This is a genomic window from Chryseobacterium sp. 2987, assembly GCF_031456375.1.
In the GTDB taxonomy this organism is placed as follows: Bacteria; Bacteroidota; Bacteroidia; order Flavobacteriales; family Weeksellaceae; genus Chryseobacterium; species Chryseobacterium vaccae.
Map to the genome: position 1 here is coordinate 668,334 of NZ_JAVDUN010000002.1, position 20,746 is coordinate 689,079.

At 38.0% G+C, this 20,746-nt stretch carries 18 protein-coding genes and 3 tRNA genes; 5 read left to right on the plus strand and 16 right to left on the minus strand.

What is annotated here, in order from left to right:
• Positions 1-18 precede the first annotated feature (18 nt).
• From J2Y40_RS08020 to J2Y40_RS08060, 9 genes are all read right to left on the minus strand, one after another.
• Complete coding sequence (locus tag J2Y40_RS08020) at positions 19-510, minus strand: lipocalin family protein (RefSeq protein ID WP_153398842.1); 492 nt, start codon at positions 508-510, stop codon at positions 19-21.
• A gap of 124 nt (positions 511-634) precedes the next feature.
• A complete protein-coding gene (locus J2Y40_RS08025) occupies positions 635-2,311 on the minus strand; it encodes a S8 family serine peptidase (protein ID WP_153398840.1) in 1,677 nt (558 codons plus the stop codon).
• 63 nt (positions 2,312-2,374) lie between these two features.
• Positions 2,375-2,989: a WbqC family protein gene (locus J2Y40_RS08030; protein ID WP_185152051.1), complete on the minus strand. Its 615-nt coding sequence runs from the start codon at positions 2,987-2,989 to the stop codon at positions 2,375-2,377.
• A gap of 56 nt (positions 2,990-3,045) precedes the next feature.
• Positions 3,046-4,686: a signal peptidase I gene (lepB, locus tag J2Y40_RS08035; protein WP_309998250.1), complete on the minus strand. Its 1,641-nt coding sequence runs from the start codon at positions 4,684-4,686 to the stop codon at positions 3,046-3,048.
• A 131-nt stretch (positions 4,687-4,817) separates the two neighbouring features.
• A complete protein-coding gene (dapB, locus tag J2Y40_RS08040) occupies positions 4,818-5,519 on the minus strand; it encodes a 4-hydroxy-tetrahydrodipicolinate reductase (protein WP_153398836.1) in 702 nt (233 codons plus the stop codon).
• A 68-nt stretch (positions 5,520-5,587) separates the two neighbouring features.
• Entirely contained in the window at positions 5,588-6,235 is a 648-nt protein-coding gene (locus tag J2Y40_RS08045) for a DUF5683 domain-containing protein (protein WP_153398834.1), read from the minus strand.
• Complete coding sequence (locus tag J2Y40_RS08050) at positions 6,235-7,125, minus strand: ParB/RepB/Spo0J family partition protein (protein ID WP_153398832.1); 891 nt, start codon at positions 7,123-7,125, stop codon at positions 6,235-6,237. The genes J2Y40_RS08045 and J2Y40_RS08050 overlap by 1 nt, the downstream gene beginning before the upstream one ends.
• A 69-nt stretch (positions 7,126-7,194) precedes the next feature.
• A complete protein-coding gene (locus J2Y40_RS08055; protein WP_153398829.1) occupies positions 7,195-7,968 on the minus strand; it encodes a ParA family protein in 774 nt (257 codons plus the stop codon).
• A gap of 168 nt (positions 7,969-8,136) precedes the next feature.
• Positions 8,137-8,991, minus strand: coding sequence for an energy transducer TonB (locus J2Y40_RS08060; RefSeq protein ID WP_309998257.1), 855 nt, complete (start codon positions 8,989-8,991; stop codon positions 8,137-8,139).
• Positions 8,992-9,446: 455 nt separating this feature from the next.
• On the opposite strand from J2Y40_RS08060, the gene J2Y40_RS08065 reads away from it, so the two are divergent.
• The gene (locus tag J2Y40_RS08065; RefSeq protein WP_309998259.1) at positions 9,447-10,241 is read left to right on the plus strand and encodes an FkbM family methyltransferase; all 795 of its coding nucleotides are present in this window, start codon (positions 9,447-9,449) and stop codon (positions 10,239-10,241) included.
• Positions 10,242-10,249: 8 nt separating this feature from the next.
• Positions 10,250-11,749 carry a polysaccharide biosynthesis protein gene (locus J2Y40_RS08070; RefSeq protein WP_309998261.1) on the plus strand — a complete coding sequence of 500 codons (1,500 nt, stop codon included), beginning with the start codon at positions 10,250-10,252 and terminating at the stop codon, positions 11,747-11,749.
• Positions 11,750-11,837: 88 nt separating this feature from the next.
• On the opposite strand, the gene J2Y40_RS08075 is transcribed toward J2Y40_RS08070, so the two are convergent.
• The 4 genes from J2Y40_RS08075 to J2Y40_RS08090 all read right to left on the minus strand — a co-directional run bounded on the left by J2Y40_RS08075 (position 11,838) and on the right by J2Y40_RS08090 (position 16,484).
• Positions 11,838-12,878 (minus strand): hypothetical protein, encoded by a 1,041-nt coding sequence (locus J2Y40_RS08075; protein ID WP_309998264.1) that lies wholly within the window; start codon positions 12,876-12,878, stop codon positions 11,838-11,840.
• 177 nt (positions 12,879-13,055) lie between these two features.
• Positions 13,056-13,910: a glycosyltransferase family 2 protein gene (locus J2Y40_RS08080; RefSeq protein WP_309998267.1), complete on the minus strand. Its 855-nt coding sequence runs from the start codon at positions 13,908-13,910 to the stop codon at positions 13,056-13,058.
• Between the two features lie 77 nt (positions 13,911-13,987).
• Positions 13,988-15,388: an aspartate ammonia-lyase gene (gene aspA, locus J2Y40_RS08085; protein ID WP_153398811.1), complete on the minus strand. Its 1,401-nt coding sequence runs from the start codon at positions 15,386-15,388 to the stop codon at positions 13,988-13,990.
• A gap of 70 nt (positions 15,389-15,458) precedes the next feature.
• The gene (locus tag J2Y40_RS08090; RefSeq protein WP_309998271.1) at positions 15,459-16,484 is read right to left on the minus strand and encodes an N-acetylmuramoyl-L-alanine amidase; all 1,026 of its coding nucleotides are present in this window, start codon (positions 16,482-16,484) and stop codon (positions 15,459-15,461) included.
• 135 nt (positions 16,485-16,619) lie between these two features.
• On the opposite strand from J2Y40_RS08090, the gene J2Y40_RS08095 reads away from it, so the two are divergent.
• The 3 genes from J2Y40_RS08095 (at position 16,620) to J2Y40_RS08105 (ending at position 16,907) form a co-directional block, all read left to right on the plus strand.
• Positions 16,620-16,704: transfer RNA gene (locus J2Y40_RS08095), tRNA-Ser, on the plus strand.
• Between the two features lie 14 nt (positions 16,705-16,718).
• Positions 16,719-16,793, plus strand: a tRNA-Pro gene (locus J2Y40_RS08100).
• 40 nt (positions 16,794-16,833) lie between these two features.
• Positions 16,834-16,907: transfer RNA gene (locus J2Y40_RS08105), tRNA-Arg, on the plus strand.
• Between the two features lie 173 nt (positions 16,908-17,080).
• Here the strand turns inward: J2Y40_RS08105 and J2Y40_RS08110 are convergent.
• The 3 genes from J2Y40_RS08110 to J2Y40_RS08120 form a co-directional block, all read right to left on the minus strand.
• Positions 17,081-18,589 (minus strand): serine hydrolase, encoded by a 1,509-nt coding sequence (locus J2Y40_RS08110; RefSeq protein WP_153398733.1) that lies wholly within the window; start codon positions 18,587-18,589, stop codon positions 17,081-17,083.
• Positions 18,590-18,784: 195 nt separating this feature from the next.
• Positions 18,785-19,795 (minus strand): trypsin-like peptidase domain-containing protein, encoded by a 1,011-nt coding sequence (locus tag J2Y40_RS08115; protein WP_309998275.1) that lies wholly within the window; start codon positions 19,793-19,795, stop codon positions 18,785-18,787.
• Positions 19,796-19,862: 67 nt separating this feature from the next.
• A complete protein-coding gene (locus tag J2Y40_RS08120) occupies positions 19,863-20,708 on the minus strand; it encodes a caspase family protein (protein ID WP_309998278.1) in 846 nt (281 codons plus the stop codon).
• Positions 20,709-20,746: the final 38 nt, after the last annotated feature.

The following is a 20,746-nucleotide window of genomic DNA, read 5'->3' on the forward strand; positions in this document are numbered from 1 at the left end:
ATCTTTTATGTTTATAAATTATTTTATTCCTGTTCTCTGGAAGTTGTAAACAACTTTTACGGTATTTCCGTCAAAAGGAACATCCTGTACTAAAGAGAACTGATCTGCAGCCTGATTGGTAATTGTTAAAGAATATCCTGCAGTATTTTGCTTAGCTTTTGTTCCTGCAGCGATTTTTTTGAACATGAAAGTATCACCGTTTTTAACTTCAAATTTGATAGGTTGTGTCACTGCCGGGCATGCACCTCCTCCGTTTAAAGTATAAGCACCGCTGTAATTATTCGGGATCAGTCTCCAATGACTGCCTACAAAACACTGAGCATCTGCTCCTTCATCAAAAGGCTTGATCTTGTATCCCTTTTCATAATCTACGCTTACAATCTGCCAGTCACCTTTTAACTTAAGGTATTCAGATCTTTGGTTTTGTGATGTTTCTGCTTTTTTCACTGAGGAACAAGACACTGCAAAAAGTGATGTTCCCAACATCCCTGCAAGTAGTAACTTTTTCATTTTGTTGTTTATTATTTTGTTATTATAAAGTTACAAAAAACCGTGCCAAAATTGAAAAATAAAAATAAAAAAGTCCGAAAATTTCGGACTTTTTATGCTTTAACCTTATATACAGGCAGATATACTATTTTTTAACACCCTTTTTTACGGATTTCGCAGGCTTGCTGCTGGTTGATTTTTTTCCGTTATAGAAGTTGGTATATGCATATTCTGCAGCTTTCTTCACATCAATTACACCAGCTGCCTGAGAATACTCAGAAAACTGGCCCGCGCTATGGTTACTGCTTTTTACCAGTGCCTCTATGATCTGGTAAGGTTTAAGATCGGGCATATAAGCTAATAATACAGCTGCTGCCCCTGCTGCTACCGGGGATGCCATAGAAGTTCCCTGAAGGTATTTGTAATCATTCTTAGGAACAGTAGAATATATTTCTTCACCCGGAGCAAAGACGTTTACCATTTTTTTGTTGTAATTGGAGAAGCTTGCTCTCAGAGCATCATTTTTATTGGTACTTGCTCCTACTACCATCACATTGTTAACAAATGGTTTTTCATCTGTTACATTTTTAAAGTTGGTAGGGTAAGCCAAGTGTTCTGCTACATCTTCGTTTTCATTTCCGGCTGCTTTTACTAAAAGAACGCCTTTATCTTCAGCATATTTGAAAGCATCCCAGACTACGTTTTTCCCTGGAGACACAGGCTTTCCGAAACTCATGTTCAAAATTTTAGCACCGTTATCCACAGCATATCTGATGGCGTTGGCAACATCTTTATCTCTTTCATCACCATTGGGAACGGTTCTTACAGTCATGATTTTCGCTACTTTTGAAGCTATTCCATACTGAACGACTTTTCCTTGCGGAAGTCCAGCAATAATACCAGCAACGTGTGTTCCGTGTTCTGCATCCAGTCCTTCATAATGATTGTTTCCGTAATTTTTCTCCGTATAATCATCATAATTATCCCCTACAATCTCTTTTCTCGGATCATAGCTTAAATCGTATTGCTGAGCTTTTGGAGTATACTCATCAAGCGCTTCTTTCATCTGTTCTTTCATCAGCTTTTCAAATTCTGCTGAAGTTTTCCCGTTGAAATCAGGGCTTTGAGAAACCTGGCCTAAAACCTGAAGTGCAATGGCATCTTTCTGATCAGTCGGCTTAATAGCATTGATCGTTTCTGCCGTTACCGATTTACCGCCTAATAATCTGACCATATTAGGAATAAGATCATTGATCATGGTATACGTCTGGAAGCTTTGTCTGGCCTCAATGCTGTTTTTATTGAAAAGCTCTTTGGATTTCATGTACAGAGCAAATTCTTCCGGCATTTTCGCCTGATTGGCTTTATTTTTAGCGGAATCGCTTCCTTCGAAAACCGGCTTATATTTGGCAACCACTCTTGTTACCTCCATATTGTCAATACCAATGTCTCCATTTTTTCCACCGATGAAATTCCATCCGTGAACATCATCAATATAGCCGTTTCCGTCATCATCTTTTCCGTTTCCCGGAACTTCGTTAGGGTTTGTCCAGATATTTTTTACCAATCCCGGATGATCTACCTGAACTCCGCTGTCCAAAACTCCTACAATAACTGTTTTAGGCTTCAGACCTTTCGATTCTAAATATTTGTATGCATTTTCAGTATTTACCCCGTATACTTTTGTAGAAGAAAAATCTTTATGATACCAGGTCATCAGATCTTTATCTTCATTGGGATCTATGTTTGCCGCTTTGGCTTCCTGTGCATAAGAATAACTGAATCCTGCTAAAAAAACAGCCGCTAATAATACCTTTTTCATATGTTGATATTTATTTTATTGAGGTCACAGACAGTCGCTTTCTCTCTTACGACAACCTGTAAATTATTTGATATTTTTAATATACATCAATGATTCCGGGCCTTTGTTGCAGACAAGGTCCAGAACCGAAAGATCTTCTAAAAACCCGTATTTCTCGGAAAAGGTCTGATAATATTCTTCCATTCCGAATTCTGAAGGACGTTTTGCTGAGAATTTGTCTCTGAAATTTATCTCTTCCGGATTTTTGATATATTCTTTATTCAAAGAGTGTGCCTTTTCTGTTTTCAGTATCTGTTGGATTACTTCCAGGCCTTTAAGGTTAAAGTCAAGAAGGAATTTTTCTTTCATATCAAAGATCTTTCTGAATTTATCTTCATAATATTCGAAGTAAGGCGAACTCTGATAAGCCGTTTTGATTGATTTCCAATGAAGATTTCTCCATTCTTCCCTGTAAGAGATCTCCATATCTTTGAATTCTCTTTTCCCGTTGTGGTTGATTGGGATAATTAATGAAAGTTTTCCATTTGCCCCGTAGATATTGGCTCTGTTTCTATAGGTCTGTTTAGGAAAGTTTTCAAACTGTTCAAATATAATTTCGTTTTCAGGGTTTAAAAACACTGAGAACCATGAGATCGGAGGCATATAAAATACCGGGAGTAATACATTCGTCATATTCATAATGCAAAAATGAAGCATTTTTTCAAATACTTCATTCTATTTTGGGTTTAATTTAATTATAATTCGTCTTCTGTTTTTTTCTTTTTGAACAGTTTCATAAAATACTCCCATCCGAAGAATAAGATCAGAATCATGGCTGCAATCCACCAGTACGAAGTTTTGTTGGCTTCTCCGGTATTGGTTGCTTTAAACATTCTTTCCCAACGGATCTTGAACGGAGCCTGATAAGAAGAACCACCGTCTTTGAAAGCACCCTGAACGCTCATCCATGTAAACATTGGTTTTCCTACGATATTCTCTTCCGGAACGAAACCGAAGAACCTGGCATCCAATGAAGCATCTCTGTTATCCCCTACCATCATATAATAATCCTGTTTGATGGTATAGCTGGCCTCCCGTTTACCATTGATCAAAATCTGGTCTCCATTAACGGATACACTGTTGTGTTCATATTCTGAAATAATCCATCGGTACATTGGAAGGGTTTCTTTATTGATGGTTACCACATCTCCTTTTTTAGGAATTCTTACCGGGCCGTACCAATCCTGGTTCCAAGGTTTATTGACAGGGAAAATAGACTGGGTAGTATCTATTTTTGTTCTTTCTTCGTTTTTGTAGGCAATGGATGCTTCTCCTTTTGGCATTACATTCTCCTTCATATCAATCACCTGCGGAAGTTCTTTGATTTCTTTGGCCGTCTTATCTGTCAGCCCCTGGAAACCATATACAAATCCTGTTTGCGTCTGCTGCTCCTGTACAGGAAGAAAGCCGTAGGTGTTATATAGTGCAGGAATATCAAGCTGGCTTCCTGTAGTTACCAGGTAACCGTGCTGTACTTCCTGATCTCCAAGAATGGTTTCCGGCTTCCCGTTAACAAAAAGTCTTCCGGCTCTCATTTCAAAGGTATCTCCTGCTGTAGCTACACATCTTTTAACGTAGGGATCTTTTCTGTCGATCGCTGTATGTACAGAATCCTGCGGGTAGTTGAATACTACCACATCATTTTTCTGAGGCTTGCTGAACTGTAAAATTCTTGTATAAGGAAGCTTTACCGCATCTACATAAGATTTCGGATCATCTTTCGGGTTATTTGGCTGCCCTGTATCCATAATGGTTCCCTGAAGGAAAGGGATAGCAACAGGACGCATCGGCATTCTGTATCCATAACTCCATTTGTTGACGAAAAGGAAATCTCCTACTAAAAGGGTTCTTTCCATGGATCCGGTAGGAATTCCGAACGGCTGTGTTACAAAAACGTGGATAATGGTTGCGAAAACTACTGCAAAAGTAATAGATCCAAGGAATGTATCTTTCTTTTTAGCGTTTTTCTCTTCCTCAGTAAGGAACAGCTCATTTTCATCTTCTATTTCAACATCTTTGGAATAGTTCACCGTTGCCATATAAATAAACGGCAGAATCACGGTAAGAAGCTGGTGCTGGAAAAGGCTCTTTCCAAATTTCTTCATTAAATAAATGTGGAAAACCGACATCATAATAGGCCCTACTATCGGAAGATAGGATAAAATGGCCCACCATTTCGGATGCTTAGTTTCTTTTAAGATAATGAAATAATTATAGAAAGGGATAAATGCAAATAAAGGGCTATACCCCAATTTTTTGAACAGTTTCCAAGTGGAAATCCCCATTAATACGGATAAAATGAGAACATATACTGTATAAGTCAGAAAATAATTCATAATTTTTTTGTGCCTATTCTGATAATATATAATTAATGATGAATAATAAATGAGAACAGCTTTCCCGCTATTTGCAATTCATTATTCATCATTTCTGTTATTGGTCTGCAATTTAAAGAATTTGTTACAAATTAAAGCCCCAAAACGTCTTTCATGGCAAAGTTTCCTTTTTTGTCTTTGATCCATTCTGCAGCGACTACAGCACCCAATGCAAAACCATTTCTGTTGAACGCGGTATGTTTTATTTCAATCTCGTCTACTTCACTTCTGTAAAACACGCTGTGAGTACCGGGAACTTCATCTTCACGAACGGCAAAAATCCCCAGTTCCTTCCCTTGGGTTTCTTCAAGTTTCCATGCATCAAATTTCGGATTATTTTGAATAATTCCTTCAGCAATGGAGATTGCGGTTCCGCTTGGAGCATCTTTTTTATGGATGTGATGAATTTCTTCCAGCTGACATGAATATTCATCCACATTTTTCATCAGAGCAGCCAGTTTTTCGTTCAAAGCAAAAAATAAATTCACTCCTAAACTAAAATTGGATCCGTATAAAAATGCTGTATCGTTATCTACCGCTAATTGTTCAATTTCGCTTTTCTTCTCCAGCCATCCGGTTGTTCCGCAGATGACCGGAATTTTATTTTCAAGACAGGCTTTGATGTTATCGTATGCTGCTTCCGGCAGTGAAAATTCAATAACCACGTCCGGATTATTCAGGTTTTCAGCGGTTGGAGTTTCTTTCAGACGGGCTACTACTTCATGACCTCTTTTCTGAGCGATCTCATCGATAATCTTACCCATTTTACCGTATCCAACTAATGCTATTCTCATGTGAAATTCTTTATTTGTATGCCTGGTGAGACTTTTCAATCTGAACAGGCTCTATTAAAATCTGGTTTTTAAAATCTGTAACTTAAAGTCAATCCTGTTTTTGGTGGTGAAAACCCATACTGATCCTGAATAACTGTAGGATTGAACGTAAGATCGGGATCATGACGGCTTTCGTAAAGGTGTGCATCTACTACAGCATCCATGATATTCAGAATATAGATCAGGCCGGTAATTGCAATGGCATAATCTCTCTGTCTTTTGGATCTGTCCTGGGCATTAGCCAATGCTCTTTTATCTAATCCGGGGTTACTGTCTACGAATTCGTTCGGGGTTCCGTTGAGTTTTGCAATATAATATTCTCTGTATTTTTTATACTGATTATCGTTCCATATTGCAATTCCTACTCCGGCCCCTACTGCTCCCCAAACGACAGGAATTTTCCAGTACTTCTTATTGTAATATTGTCCTAATCCCGGAAGTACAGCGGAATAAAGCCCTGCTCTTGTAGGATTGAGTTTTATCGTTTTTTTGGTCGGGCCGTTAGCCTGTTCCAGGTCTGCTATTATTTTAGCTTCTGTTTTTGAAGGCTTAACAGGTTTCACCGATACGATACTGTCTTTCGGACGTTCCTGCATCCGGACTGTATCTATGGGGGCGACCTGTGCATAGGCCAGTGCTGTAATGCACAGAAAAAATGTGAAAAATATTTTCTTCATTATTTAATATGGGATAAAATATACTCCAGTTCTTCTTCATTTTTGAAGTCCAGGACAATTTTACCTTTTTTACCGTTTCCGGTGGTTTTGATCTCCACTTTTACATCTAAAATATCAGCGATGGTTTTCTGAGCTTTTTTATAGTTGTTGGAAAGCTCAATATTGGCCTTTTTCGCTGCGGGTGATTTAGGATTTTTCAATGCTGTTGCAGCTTGTTCGGCCTGACGGACATTTAATTTTTCCTTAATGATCAGGTCAAATAAAACCTGCTGATGTTCTTCGCTTTCAAGGCTGATGATTGCTCTTCCGTGTCCGGCAGAAATCTCACCACTTCTGATAGCGTTCTGAATATCAGGATTCAGTCTCAGAAGCCTGATAGAGTTGGTAATGGTACTTCTGTCCTTTCCTACTCTCTGGCTCAGGTTTTCCTGTGTAAGTCCTATCTCGTCCAAAAGCCTCTGATAAGTCAAAGCGATCTCTATAGCGTCCAGATCTTCTCTCTGGATATTCTCCACAAGGGCCATTTCCAGAAGTTCCTGATCGTTTACCAGACGGATATAAGCAGGAATCGTCGGAAGCCCTGCAATTTTACTTGCACGGTAACGCCTTTCCCCGGATATGATCTCGAATTTTTCACCGTCTTTTCTTAAGGTAACCGGTTGAATTACCCCTAAGTTTTTAATAGACTGGGCAAGTTCGTTTAATGCTTTTTCGTCAAAATAAGTTCTCGGCTGGGTGGGATTCGGGTAGATATCTTCAAGGGCTACTTCTACAATATTCCCTACAAACTTGTCTGCACCTTCATCGGTAGCAGAGTTGATCGTTGCTTTGGATTCGGCACTTAAAATAGCGCCCAAACCGCGTCCCATAGCTCTTTTTTTGTCCTTCATAGATAGTATTGATAAATGATGATTGATGAGCGGCAGTTAAGACCACCCGGTGTTCATTTATTTATTAATTTAATTTTTTACTAAATTTTCGTTCTTCAGCAATACTTCTTCAGCAAGCTGGATATATTGTACTGCACCTTTGCTTTCAGCATCATAGTTCAGAATGCTTTCTCCGAAACTTGGCGCCTCGCTCAATCTTACATTTCTGCTGATAATGGTTTCAAATACCATTTCCGGGAAGTGGGCATTTACTTCTTCCACCACCTGATTGGACAATCTTAAACGGCTGTCATACATGGTTAAAAGAAGTCCTTCGATACCAAGATCCTTATTGTGAATTTTCTGTACGTTTTTAACGGTATTCAACAATTTTCCTAGTCCTTCCAATGCAAAGTATTCACATTGGATCGGGATGATCACAGAATCTGCTGCGGTAAGCGCATTCACTGTAATAAGCCCTAAACTTGGCGCACAGTCGATGATAATATAATCGTAATCAGCTCTTACTTCTGCTAAAGCTTTTTTCAGCATATATTCACGGTCTTCCTTATCAACCAGTTCAATTTCAGCTGCTACCAGATCAATATGAGACGGTATGATATCCAGATTCGGGGTTGCTGTTCTTTTGATGCATGATCTTGTATCTGCACTATGTTCTAACAAATTATATGTAGAATACTGAACATCTTCCACACCAAGGCCTGAGGTTGCATTAGCCTGCGGATCTGCATCAATGATTAAGATTTTTTTTTCCAATACCCCTAATGCTGCAGCTAAATTTACAGCTGTTGTTGTTTTTCCAACTCCTCCTTTTTGATTAGCGATACCTATGATTTTTGCCATTATTCGAACTTTAGGTTTCAAAAATACACTTTTTTCTTTGCTCCCGATAAACGGTGAAATTTAAAATTGAGTTAAAATATTGTTAATAAGCAATTTAGCAATAAAAAAAATTATCCACAAAAAAAATTCTTTGTGGATAACTTTTTAATATCTGTTTATTCTGTCCTTTTACTCAAATTTCATTGAGATCGGGAACTTGAAATAACTTCTTACGGCATCACCATTTTTATTCAATCCAGGTTTCCATTTCCCTTTGACACTTTTTATCGTTCTCAAAGCTTCTCTGTTGAAATCCGCATCTCCTCCTTCTGCTTTCATTCCTGAGATTGTTCCATTGGTCTCTACTACAAAGGTAACAACGGTTCTCATGGTTTCACCGCTTCCATCAAATGAAGAACCGTCAAAATTGCTGGTTACTTTATTTCTGAATGCGTTAATCCCTCCTTCAAATGCAGCTTCAGAAGCTAACTCAGGACCTGTAACAATCCGATCATCCGGCACTTTGGGAGTTGGTGGTCCTTGCGGAACATAAGGTAAAACGGGACCTTTTCCTGTTCCTTCAAGATTGATAGGTTCTGGACCTCTTTTAACAGGTTCTGCTGTAAAGTCGTTTTTAAAGCCTGCTACTGCATCATCCGGAATAGGTTCTTTTTTACTAGTATCATCCGGAGCCGTTGATGAAGGTTCAGGAACTGTACTATCAAACTGTTTCACACTTGGTGGTGGTGTTGCTTTTGGAGGCAATACCTGTGCAGGTGGCGTTGCAGGAACATCCGGGATCACAGGATCTACAAACTCAATTTCCACTCCCTCCGGTCCTTTTGACGGTACATCTGATTTAAATGCAGAAATAACGAAAGGGGTTATTGAAACTGCAGCCAGTAAGCTTACTCCGATAAAAAGGGCTTTGGTTAATATTCTGTCTGATTCATTTCTTAAAACGTAGGCTCCGTAATCTTTGTTACGGTGCTCAAACAGGACTTCGTTAAAACGAAATTCCTGATTTTGATGTATCTGTTTCATCACTATTAAATATTTAAACTGTTAGTACAATCAATTAATTGATTTATTAAATCTGTTAGCCTTATCGATAAGCAATGAGTTAATATCAAAACATCTGCCAAAATTTTATCAAAACACCAAAATTTTAAAAAAAATTATGACAGGGGCTAAAATTTAACATTTCGAATGGAATTAATCCGAATGGAAATACAGGTTCTGGGTTTTATCATGCTTGTTTTTAATGCCACGGATACACGAATTTTTATTGTACTATGTAAAAATAAAATATCGGGTAAATAATAAAATGAATGTTTTTGAAATCTGTTTTTGCAACAAAAGCCCAATCTTTTAAAATTCAATTTTTTATAAAAAGTGAGTTTCAATTTATAAATTGATAATCAATCCGTTATATTTGTTATTTTTTAACATTAGTTTAACATTTTTGCTTATCTTTGCTTTTCGTCAAACAATTAAGGATGTCTTTATACCAGCGAATTGCAGAAAAACTACAATATATAAGTCCGAATTTTTATAAGAAAAGATATTTTAAGACCTTAACCAATCTTAATAAAGATAATTTTTCGGAGCGGAATGTAGAACCGGAATTGGTATGGATTAAAGAATACCTTTCTAAAAACGCCGTGATACTGGACATTGGAGCCAACGTCGGAACTTTTCTTTATCAATTAGAAGACAAGCTGGATTCTGAGAATATTTACGCTTTTGAGCCGAACAAAAAACTCTGTCGCCGCTTAAAAAGGTTATTTCCTGCGATGCGGGTACTGCCTTTAGCTCTTTCTGACGAAAACACTACTGCAGAATTTAAGGTTCCGGTCATTAACGGTAAAATGATTGCTTCCCGCGGAACTTTAAACACCTCCTATAAGGAAAAAGGGGAAGAAAAAAGTTATACAGAAAAAGTAAAAGTTCTGAAACTGGACGACTGGGCTGCTATAGAACACTTCAACAGACTTGATTTCATAAAAATAGATGTGGAGGGAAATGAAATGAAGACCCTTTCCGGAGCTAAAGAGATCATCCGGCAGTTCTACCCTACCCTGATGGTAGAAATGGAACAACGACACCACGAAAGCCCGATCTGGAACGATATTTCTGAAGTAAAAAGCTGGGGTTATGAAGCACAATACCTCAACAGGAATACCTTCAGACTGGAAGTTCTTACAGAAGAGATTCTGCTGCACAATACTCATGATGAAAAAAACAAAACGAACTATATCAACAATATTATTTTCATCCCTAAAAACCTTTAAAAAACAGTATGAGTGTAGTAGCGAGACAAGGCTTCAAATATTCCATCATAGGTTATATTGGTTTTTTGCTGGGTACGGTATCTGCCATTTTCATTTTTCCTAGCGATTTTGAGTTTTACGGAAAGCTGCGTTATAGTATGCAGACCGCAGAAATGCTTGTTCCGTTTGTTGTTTTCGGAATTTCCTATGCGAATGTGAAGTTTTTTAATTCTTTACAAAAAGACGGCAAAAATCAGAATATGCTTTCTTTGTCCCTCGTTACGATATTGATTAATTTCCTTATATTTTCCGTTGTATTTTTTGTTATCCCTTATTTCTATCCAAAATTTCTTCATTCGGAAGCCTGGAAGATCAAAGAAATTATTTTACCCTTAATTCTTGTTTTATCGCTCTGCGCCATTTTCAACAAATATGTATCCAACTATAAGAGAATTGTAGTTTCCAATATCTTCGACAATCTTTTTCCGAAAATAGCCAATCTGGGAGCATTCCTCCTGTTTGCTTATTTTACGTATTTACAGTACGGACAGGTTCTTTCGCAACGGATTGCATTTGTATTCTTTTTCGGGATGTTTGCTTTAATGCTCCTGGGATATGTTTATTACACGAATAAGCTTGATAAAATACATTTTGACCTCGACACGAGCTATTTTAAGAAAGACAACTTCTGGAAAGAGTTTCTCAATTACTGTTTCTTTGGCTTTTTAGGAACTTTTGGAAATTATCTGGCCATTAACAGCTTTATGATCGGGGAATTTATGGGAATGGAGGAAAACGGAATTTATTCTGTTCTGTATGCTTTAATTTCACTGATTTCAATTCCACAGCTGGGTCTGTTTAACATTTCTGCTCCTATCATCAGTAAAAACCTTGCTGACGGCGATATGGAAGCTCTTGACAAGTTCCATAAAAAAACATCACTTACTTTATATTTCCTTGGCGCTGTATTATTCTCCTGTATTATGGTAGGATTTCCTTATCTAACGCAATTTATGCCGAAGAACGGAACGATGCTGAGAGAATACGAACCCGTAGTCTGGATCTGGGGATCTGCTGTTTTGCTGGATCTTGCCACCGGATTCAACGGAAATATTATTTCTCTTTCGAAATATTACAGATTCAATATTCTGGTTATGCTTTTACTGGCCGGATTAACAATTGGACTGAATTATTATTTCATTAAAAATACGGAGCTGAAACTTATCGGTATCGCCCTGTCTACAGCGATTTCCCTGACAACCTATAATGTTGTTAAAATCATTTTCAATTATATTGTATTCAAGGTTTCACCGCTTACTATTGAAATGATTTTTGTTTCTATCATTTGTACACTGGCTATTACCGTAGCTATCGTTCTTCCGAATTTCAACAGTAATTTCATCAATCTGGTTTATAAACCTGCTGTTGTACTCATTCTGATCTATATCGGAAATTATTTTACCAAAATTTTCCCGATCGAAGATTATCTGAATATGAAGTTTATTAAAAGTATTTTTAAGTTTAAGTAGGAAGGAAGCGGAAAGATGGAGGTTGGAAGCTTTGGAAGCCTAAAAAACAAACAAACTCTATTGAATAGATTTCGACTATCAACCCATATTAAATAAGGCTTTTCAGGACGTTTTCTAATCTTTCCTGAACGGAACTTTTATTGTATGTTTTCTGAAAGTCGAACTGAGTATTTTTCAGCTCTTTGAACTGGCTGATTACATCTTGCTTTTCCGGAATAATAAATTCAAGTTTTGAAGGGTAATTTTCAGGAAAAACAGCCATTTTCCCATAGGCGACAGCATCCCCCAGATTTCCGGTCATTTTTGTTGATCCATAGGTTTCTTCAAGGCTGAAAAATTCTGTTTTCTGCTGAATCGGACACCATAAAACATCTGCTTTCCGCATCCATTCTTCAAAATTTTCATTGGAAACTCTATCCGAAAAATACTGAATCGCAATATTTTCGGGAAGGTTTTCAGATAGCTTTTCAAGTTGTTTCAATTCATTACCCTGAGCTTTTCCGAGGAAAATAAATTCATATTTTTCCTGAGTTTTCAGATCCTGAATTACGTTAAAAACATGATGATAATCTCTTCTTTTTTGAGACACACCTCCAGGAATTACAATGATCGTAAGATTGTTATCTGTTTTTTCAAAAATTTCAGTATAAAAAAGCGGCAGGAATATACGTTGATCCGAAGAAAGTTCTTCATCCAGAACCAATAGTCTTTTCGCTTTCTGATACACTTTTGAAGACTGCAACAGTCCTTCTTTCCACCAAAGCTTTATTCTGTAAATAATATCTGCTTTGAAAATACTCTTTAACAAAGACCATTTTGAAGATTGTGAAAAGTTAATATTATGCACGATAATTGCTGTATCATATTTGCGGGCTATTGCCGAAAAAGTATTAAAATACCGATGAACAGTTCCGATAATAATAAGATCATATTTTTCTGAACCTAACTGATCCAGAATCATAGAGCTATCCGACAAAAACACGTTTTCATCATTCTGCTCCATCCTATTCCTGATTCTTTCTGAAAAATAATAATCTACTGCAAAATCTGATGAATCCTTCATGATGTTCATGAAAGCCTGCGCGATTTCTGCATGAGTATCTATTTCGATGTAGGCGATTTTTTTCACTGGTGAACCGGAGATTTTAATTGGTTGGTTTATTATAGGTTTTGGCTAAAGCCGTTCGAATTTTATTTTTGTAAACTAAAGCCCGTTTCTATTGAATATTGTTGTCGTTTAATTTAAAAGCTCAATGGCCATCAAATTAACAAACCAGAATTCTTTTCTATTTGATTTTCTTACTTACTACATTTTAAGCCACTTTTTCTTCAGCATTTTCCAACGCTGATCATTGACTGCTTTTTGCTCATTTTTAGAAAGCTTCAGTTCCAGTTTTTTGGATCTGCAACTCTCATAAACGCTGGTAATTTTGAAGAAAAAAGAAACTGATCTGCTTTTTACGGCTTCTTTCGAGGCGGCAATATAGGCAAGAAATCTGTTCAGGCCTAAAAAATAAAAATACCGGCCGTAATAATCGGCAGGCCTGATGGTGTAATCAGCTCCTTTTACTTTAATAAGTTTTACATGGAGCTCGGGCAGTACAATTTCTTTCCAGCCCAGATTTTCCAATAAAATAGAATCGATATTGTCCCAGCCTAAGGTTTCTCTTAAACCTCCCATCTGAAGAAAGCATTCTTTCCGGTAGGCTTTCATAGGACCTCTTACATGATGTTTGTTTGAGTTTCCTTCATACACCCAGCTTCCTTCTTTTTCTATGTATAACAAACCTCCTACAAGCCCGTATTCAGGATTATCTTTGAATGCTTTTTCTATGGTTTCCAGATAATTTTCAGGAAGAATAATATCCGAGTCAAACTTGCAGATGATCTCAAATTCTTCTACATTTTGGGTCTGCAATCCATTTTTAAAAGCATTGACCACTTTCGATCCAGGCTGATGTGCAGATTTCTGAAGATCAACCGTTTGAAAACGGGAATCACTGTCCGTATACTTTCTGATGATCTCAGGAGTATGGTCTACTGAACCGTCATTAACGACCACTACTTTAAAATCTTTAAAACTTTGCTGCTGTAAAGAATCCAGTGTGAACGGAAGATTTTCCTCTTCGTTGTGGGCAGGAATTATAATTAAAAACCTCAAAATAATATGATAAGTACTAAATAATAAGTGATAAATGATGTACCGATGGCCACCATTTATCACTTATGGATTGTTTTTTATTTGTTATGCGGTTTCAGCATGTTTTTAGGATCAAGAATCTCATCCAGCTTTTCCTGGGAAAGAATTCCTTTCTCCAGAACAAGGTTGTACACGCTTTTTCCGGACTCCAGAGCTTCTTTAGCAATGGCTGTAGATTGCTTGTATCCGATGTATGGGTTAAGTGCAGTTACAATACCGATGCTGTGTTTCACCATATTCAGGCAGACTTCTTTATTGGCTGTAATTCCCACTACACATTTTTCACGCAACGTATCCAATGCATTGCAAAGGAAATGGATGTTTTCCATAATGGCATGAGAAAGTACTGGTTCCATTACGTTTAACTGTAATTGTCCGGCTTCTGCGGCAAAGGTTACTGTAAGATCATTTCCGATTACTTTAAAGCATACCTGATTTACCACTTCCGGAATAACAGGATTTACTTTTCCCGGCATGATTGAAGATCCCGGCTGCATAGGTGGAAGATTGATCTCAAACAATCCTGCTCTTGGACCGGAGGAAAGCAATCTCAAATCGTTGCAGATTTTGGACAATTTTACCGCCAGACGCTTCATTGCCGAGGAATAAATCACATAAGAACCTGTATCTGGTGTTGCCTCAACAAGATCCGGTGCAGAAACAACTGGAAATCCAGTGATTCTGGCCAGATTTTTCGCACAAAGAATGGCATAACCTACCGGAGCATTAAGTCCGGTTCCGATGGCTGTCGCCCCCATGTTTACCTCTACGAAAAGCTCTGCATTGTTATTCAGTTTGGAAATATCTTCTTCCAGGGTTGCCGCAAAAGCCTCGAATTCCTGCCCTAAAGTCATTGGAACAGCATCCTGAAGCTGGGTACGCCCCATTTTGATGACATCCTGAAATTCTTTTCCTTTGGCACGGAAAGCTTCAACAATTTTCTCAAGTCTTTCAACTAAGCCCATATTCATGTGAAGCAGTCCCATTTTAATTCCTGTAGGATAAGCATCGTTGGTAGACTGGGAAAGGTTGATATGATCATTAGGTGAACAGAATTCATATTCACCTTTATTCTTTCCTAGTTTTTCCAATACAATATTCGCTATTACTTCATTGGCATTCATGTTGATTGAAGTACCGGCTCCCCCCTGAATCATATCTACAGGGAATTGTTCATGGTATTTTCCTGCTGCAATTTCATCACAGGCTTCTGCTATTTTGAAATACAGGTTTTCATCCAGCAGCCCCAATTCGTAATTGGTTTTTGCGGCTGCTTTTTTCACGAAAGCCAATCCTTTGATAAAATCCGGATATGAAGACAAAAGTTGTCCTGAGATCTTGAAGTTGTCAATTGCTCTTTGAGTCTGAACTCCATAATAAGCGTTTGCCGGCACGTTCAGTTCTCCCAGCAGGTCACTCTCTTTTCTGAAATTTTCCATTACAGATGTTTTAACTTTTTTAATTTTTAAATATAACAAAAACGCATCTAACCGATGCGCTTTACATAAATTATTTCGTTGGATATTTTTGCATTAAAGCCTGAAGTATTGCCCATGTTTCGGCATCCATGATCCCGTCATAATTCTGCGGACGGAAATGGTACTGGAAAGCTTCTATTGTTTTTTTGGTAGCATCATCCCACTTCCCGCTGAATTCAAGTCCATACCCGAACTTCTGAAGAGCGGTCTGAATACCAAAGATAAATGAGGCATCGTTATATTTAGCCGCCAGATCTACCTGTGCCTGGGTAAGGAAGTTCTGCTTTGCAGCTTCATCATACCACATTCCTATCTGATATTCGTCATACAATTTCTTCCAAGGAAACATTGGTCCCGGATCCTGTTTTCTTGTCGGCGCAATATCTGCGTGTGCCAGAACATTGGTTGCCGGAATCTGGTATCTTGTCACAATATCTTTGGCCAGCGCCGCTACTTTTTTCACCTGTTCATCACTGAAAGGAACAAATACTCTTTTTCCGGTTGCATCTGTAGTAAAGCCTGTATTAACAATTTCAATACCGATTGAAGTATCATTCAGATTTTTATCGCTTCTCCATGCGCTTACTCCTGCATGATAGGAACGTTTGTTTTCATCTACCAGTTGATAAATTTCATTATCTCCGGTATTATTTACCAGATAATGGGAACTTACTGCCTGCTGAGTAAGCACCGTAACAGACTTATCATCCGGAAGAGCCGTATAATGCAGAATCAGATAACGTTGTCTGAAATTTTGTGCAATAGCAGGAAAATAGGTTTTCACCACTTTATATCCTGCAGGTTTTGCAGAAACAATGGAACCATAACTTGCCGTATTGTCATTTTTCGTGGGATCTGCTAAATTGGTTGTAAAAAACTCTACTCCATGTTCGTTTGTAATTTTAGGTTTCGGAGGTTCGGGAGCCGGAGTTTTAACGGGCGGTTTTGCCTGTACTACGGGGGTTTTCGGCTGGTAAGAACTTTTTTTCACATTTTGCTGAGAAGTACATGAAAAAACAAAAGTGCTTAATCCGATGATATATAATGTTTTACGCATCAGTTTAGTTTTTTAATGATTTATTAGCTCAAAAATACGTAAATTTTTCTTGAAATTTATTTGGTAAATAAAGAAATCTGTTCTATATTTGCACTCGCAATAACGGAACAACGATCATTAAAAAATAAACAAAAAGGAGGGTTGCCGGAGTGGTTAACGGAGCAGTTTGCTAAACTGTCGACGCGAAAGTGTCGCAAGGGTTCGAATCCCTTACCCTCCGCTTAAAATATACTTCGGGGCGTAGCGTAGTCCGGTCATCGCGCCTGGTTTGGGACCAGGAGGTCGCAGGTTCGAATCCTGCCGCCCCGACTTTTAAAGCTTATAATATTAAGCGGAAACAACTCTTTTAGGGTGCGTAGCTCAGCTGGATAGAGCATCTGCCTTCTAAGCAGACGGTCAAAGGTTCGAATCCTTTCGCGCTCACTTAAAGAGACAACTATTTGATAGTTGTCTCTTTTTTTATACCCATAAATGACAGCAAGTGGCTTCCCGGAAGCTTTTTATTATCAATAATATTGATTTCTATAAAAAAGACTGCCTTCGTCAGACAGTCTTTATTATTTCAGGTTATAGAGCTTTGATTATTATTTTCATGGTTATTTCCCTGTCTCTTTTTCAATTTTTAAAAGCATTTCTTTCGCATTTTGGTTAGCCGGGTCCAATTCAAGAACTTTTAAATAATCTTTTTTTGATAACAGGTATTCTTTTTTTCTGAAATAAGCTTCACCGCGGCTGTCATATACGTTTGAAGAGCCCGGGAATTCATGAACATTCAGATCAAAAAGCTTAAGTGCTGATTCTACTTTTCCTTCTCTCAGGAATTCATAACCCAGTTCATTCAGTTCATTTTCACTAGAGAAATTATAACCGGTACTGTGGTTTTTTTTAAGATTTTTATACAATGTAATGCCTTTATCAATATTCTTATAGCAGTCTTTTCTTATCGTTAAAGCAATAGGTTCTTTCTGAGAGACAACAGGATAGTTTTTCCATTGGTTCAATGTAGCAATACTGCTGATAATCTCATTGATCAATCCGAAATTCCGGCCATTGGTCATCACAACAATACCATTTCCATCTTCGAGGCTTCCTACATAATGACAGACAAAGCCTTCGTTTCCTCCGCTATGCTTAAAGTATTTTACTCCCTCAAAATCATCTGAAAATACACCCCAGTTATTTTCTATCCTTTTTACAGACTTCTCTTTGGGTAATATTTTATTTGATTTTCCTAATAATGACAATTGTGTTTCAATAACGTATCGGGCTAAATCAGAAGGATTCGTCCATAAGCCTGCTGCTGCTTTTTCAGGATAAATGTGGTATTTTCCTTTTACTTCTTTACCATTTCCTTCATATCCTGTTGCAAGCAGATTAATCTGGTTTTGCAATGGAGGCTGATTAAATGAGCTTTCGTTCATCCCCAATGGCTGTAAAATATTTTTCATCATATAATCTTCATATTTTTCTCCGGTTACGTTTTCCAGGATTAACTGTGAAATCGTTGTTCCCCCGCCCGAGTACTTAAATTTAAGCCCCGGTTCAAACAGAGACCGTACCGCGCCTGAATTAGAAGGGGCTAATCCATCCAGAATTTCTGTGACGGTTGGCAGTTCTTTTCCTTTTTGATAGCCGCCAAAACCACTTACCGATAAACCAGCCGTATGATTCAACAGATTAGCAATTGAAATTTTGTTCCCTTTTGACAGACTATCATACGGAAACTTCCAGGTGGTTAAATAATTATTGATATCATTATTCAAATCTAATTTACCTTCCTGAACAAGTTTTAAGATCCCAAGACTGTTAATTGATTTACTTATGGATGCTGCCTGAAAAAGCGTTTGGACAGTTGCCTCCCTTTTTTCAGAAATATCTGCATAACCATAGGCTTTCGCCCATTCTACTTTATAATTTTTAATGACTGCAATACTTACGGCATTGATGTTATAGAAAGCCAGCCTTTCTTTTAAAGACCATTTTTTAGCTTTAGACTTATCCCAATAATTCAGGTTGGTTTCAAATAATTTTATTTTATCATTTACATTTTGGGCAAAAATATTCAGTGATAAAAACAGGATGATAATCAGGCTTATTTTCTTCATATGAAATAATTGATTGTATGTTTTTTTCAATCTATTCTTAAGACACCTGAAAAAAGTACTTTATTACATTTCAAAAATAAAATTTTCCAAGAATTTGCTGATAGCCTGAAACTGTTATAAAAATTGAACAGAGCAATATCGTACTCTCTGTAAAAGCAAAAGACTGCCTTCATCAGACAGTCTTTTTATTTTTAATTAAGGGTGTTCGTTTCTGGCTCTTTTGACAAGATCTACCAGATCTGAGCCTCCGCTCGCAAAATTATCACTTGGGTTATGAGCACTTTGCGTGGCAACAGCATAAGGAGCTCCATCCCAATATCCCCAGAATGGCCCGCCGCTTTGTCCAGGCCATATATCTGCCTTGTGGCTCATGCTTTCATTATCGTCAGCGCTCCAGAAGTCGCCATCCAGTGCAATTCCCGTCTGATACGTTGGTCTTTGAGTTCCTGTCAGGTCACCGGGATACCCTGCATGCGTCCAGTAAGCTCCGCCATCCCAGGAATCGGTATAGGATTTTGAGCCCATCCATCCTGTGCTGTTTCCTATCGGACGATCTAATACGATGACCACATAGTCATATTGGATCTCGGTGGAATCAACAGTTGGTCCGGCTACTTTGTATTTATAATAAGTGAGTACGCCCCATGCGCTTCCATAAGGAGCACTTCCGTTGTAATACATCGGGGTAAATTTCAGCCACCCTGTATTGTTATTAGGCTGCCAGTCTACAATGTGTGAGCAGGTAAGCAGGTGTCTCGGCCCAATCATCACTCCGCTTCCTGTACCTAAAGGGCTTTCTACTCTTCCTACACAACGCCAAGGATAGGCTGTAGAGTTGAAGATTCTTCTCTGATCCGGGCCAAATATTGTTCTAGCTCCTTCAACAGCCTCGAAAGTTTCTCTTTCAATAAATTTGGGTTTGCGGTTCTTTTTAGGCTCCAGCTTCGGTTGGTATTCAAAATCTGCATGAACAGGATAAAAATGGTCAGTTTCAAGTTGCTGCTCACCAGATTTTTTCTCATCCATTGTCATTCCGACTGTTTTCATTCCTTTCGGATATGTACGGCCGTCAATGGTTTCCATTTCCGGTTTCTGATTTAAAAATTTCTCAGTGTTGGCTGATTTTTCAGCTGATTTTGCTTTTACAGATTTAAGTCTTGAAACTTCTTCTGCGGTCATTGGTTTTTTGTTTTCTGAATTAGACATGATTATTGTTTTTTAATCCGTTGATCCCTACTCTATTGATGGCTTTTCAGGTTACGCCTATGGTTGTTTATGAAAATATTTTTTGAGAAAATTCGGTGGAAATGCTTTCCGCCTGGTTAATCTGGGCTGCCCCCATAGCCGCTAAAGCTACAGCAACCTGCCTATCAAGGGTTTTTCTGATGACATTTCCGTTGGTCGCTCTGAGTACTTTACAGAAATGATAGGTAAAATATCCTCTGATCTGTCCGCTCATGTTTCCTTCCATAGATACCTGATTATCTTTACAGGCCGCCCATAAGGTATGATTCAGTCCGGCAACAGGTACTAAAGCCTTTGTTATTATATTGGCTTTTTTAGAATTTCCGGAGGCCTTTATTTCACTGGCATACGTCATGTAAAATTCATCTTCCAGCATTGGCGGAATGTAGCGTGCCGTTTCAAAAGTAAGCTCCGATTCAATTCCCAGATCCATTTTTCTTGTTCCGGTTCCGGAGTAGCAGCAGTCAAAAATCACTTCCATATTCACTCCTGCCTTCAGCTTATCGAGTACCGCTTTAAAATCATCATCACGGATAACTCCGGCTGTGGCATAATCATGCGGACAGATAGCTTCATCCAGGCCATCTATTTCCAGATCTGCTCCAATATTGGCCACTCTTGTTCCATGCCCTGAATAATAGAAAACCAGAGAATCTCCTTTTGAGCTGCTATTGATCAAGGCTTTTAGGTAGTTTAAGATATTGGCTCTTGTAGCATTCTGATTGGTGAGAATTTTAATCTTTGAAGGATTAAAACCACAAATCACCAGTGTATTAGCCATATCTCTTGCATCATTAATACAGCCATTCAGATCAGGACCGCCTGATCCTATAGGTGCATAATCATTGATTCCTACAATTAATGCTTTTTTCATTGTTTTAGTTTTTAAAATTTCCCTTACTCTGTTCTGGC

Coding starts and splice junctions, on each gene's coding strand:
- J2Y40_RS08020 (WP_153398842.1), bottom strand. CDS start 510: ATGAAAAAGTTACTACTTGCAGGGATGTTGGGAACATCACTTTTTGCA.
- J2Y40_RS08025 (WP_153398840.1), bottom strand. CDS start 2,311: ATGAAAAAGGTATTATTAGCGGCTGTTTTTTTAGCAGGATTCAGTTAT.
- J2Y40_RS08030 (WP_185152051.1), bottom strand. CDS start 2,989: ATGAATATGACGAATGTATTACTCCCGGTATTTTATATGCCTCCGATC.
- lepB (WP_309998250.1), bottom strand. CDS start 4,686: ATGAATTATTTTCTGACTTATACAGTATATGTTCTCATTTTATCCGTA.
- dapB (WP_153398836.1), bottom strand. CDS start 5,519: ATGAGAATAGCATTAGTTGGATACGGTAAAATGGGTAAGATTATCGAT.
- J2Y40_RS08045 (WP_153398834.1), bottom strand. CDS start 6,235: ATGAAGAAAATATTTTTCACATTTTTTCTGTGCATTACAGCACTGGCC.
- J2Y40_RS08050 (WP_153398832.1), bottom strand. CDS start 7,125: ATGAAGGACAAAAAAAGAGCTATGGGACGCGGTTTGGGCGCTATTTTA.
- J2Y40_RS08055 (WP_153398829.1), bottom strand. CDS start 7,968: ATGGCAAAAATCATAGGTATCGCTAATCAAAAAGGAGGAGTTGGAAAA.
- J2Y40_RS08060 (WP_309998257.1), bottom strand. CDS start 8,991: ATGAAACAGATACATCAAAATCAGGAATTTCGTTTTAACGAAGTCCTG.
- J2Y40_RS08065 (WP_309998259.1), top strand. CDS start 9,447: ATGTCTTTATACCAGCGAATTGCAGAAAAACTACAATATATAAGTCCG.
- J2Y40_RS08070 (WP_309998261.1), top strand. CDS start 10,250: ATGAGTGTAGTAGCGAGACAAGGCTTCAAATATTCCATCATAGGTTAT.
- aspA (WP_153398811.1), bottom strand. CDS start 15,388: ATGGAAAATTTCAGAAAAGAGAGTGACCTGCTGGGAGAACTGAACGTG.
- J2Y40_RS08090 (WP_309998271.1), bottom strand. CDS start 16,484: ATGCGTAAAACATTATATATCATCGGATTAAGCACTTTTGTTTTTTCA.
- J2Y40_RS08110 (WP_153398733.1), bottom strand. CDS start 18,589: ATGAAGAAAATAAGCCTGATTATCATCCTGTTTTTATCACTGAATATT.
- J2Y40_RS08115 (WP_309998275.1), bottom strand. CDS start 19,795: ATGTCTAATTCAGAAAACAAAAAACCAATGACCGCAGAAGAAGTTTCA.
- J2Y40_RS08120 (WP_309998278.1), bottom strand. CDS start 20,708: ATGAAAAAAGCATTAATTGTAGGAATCAATGATTATGCACCTATAGGA.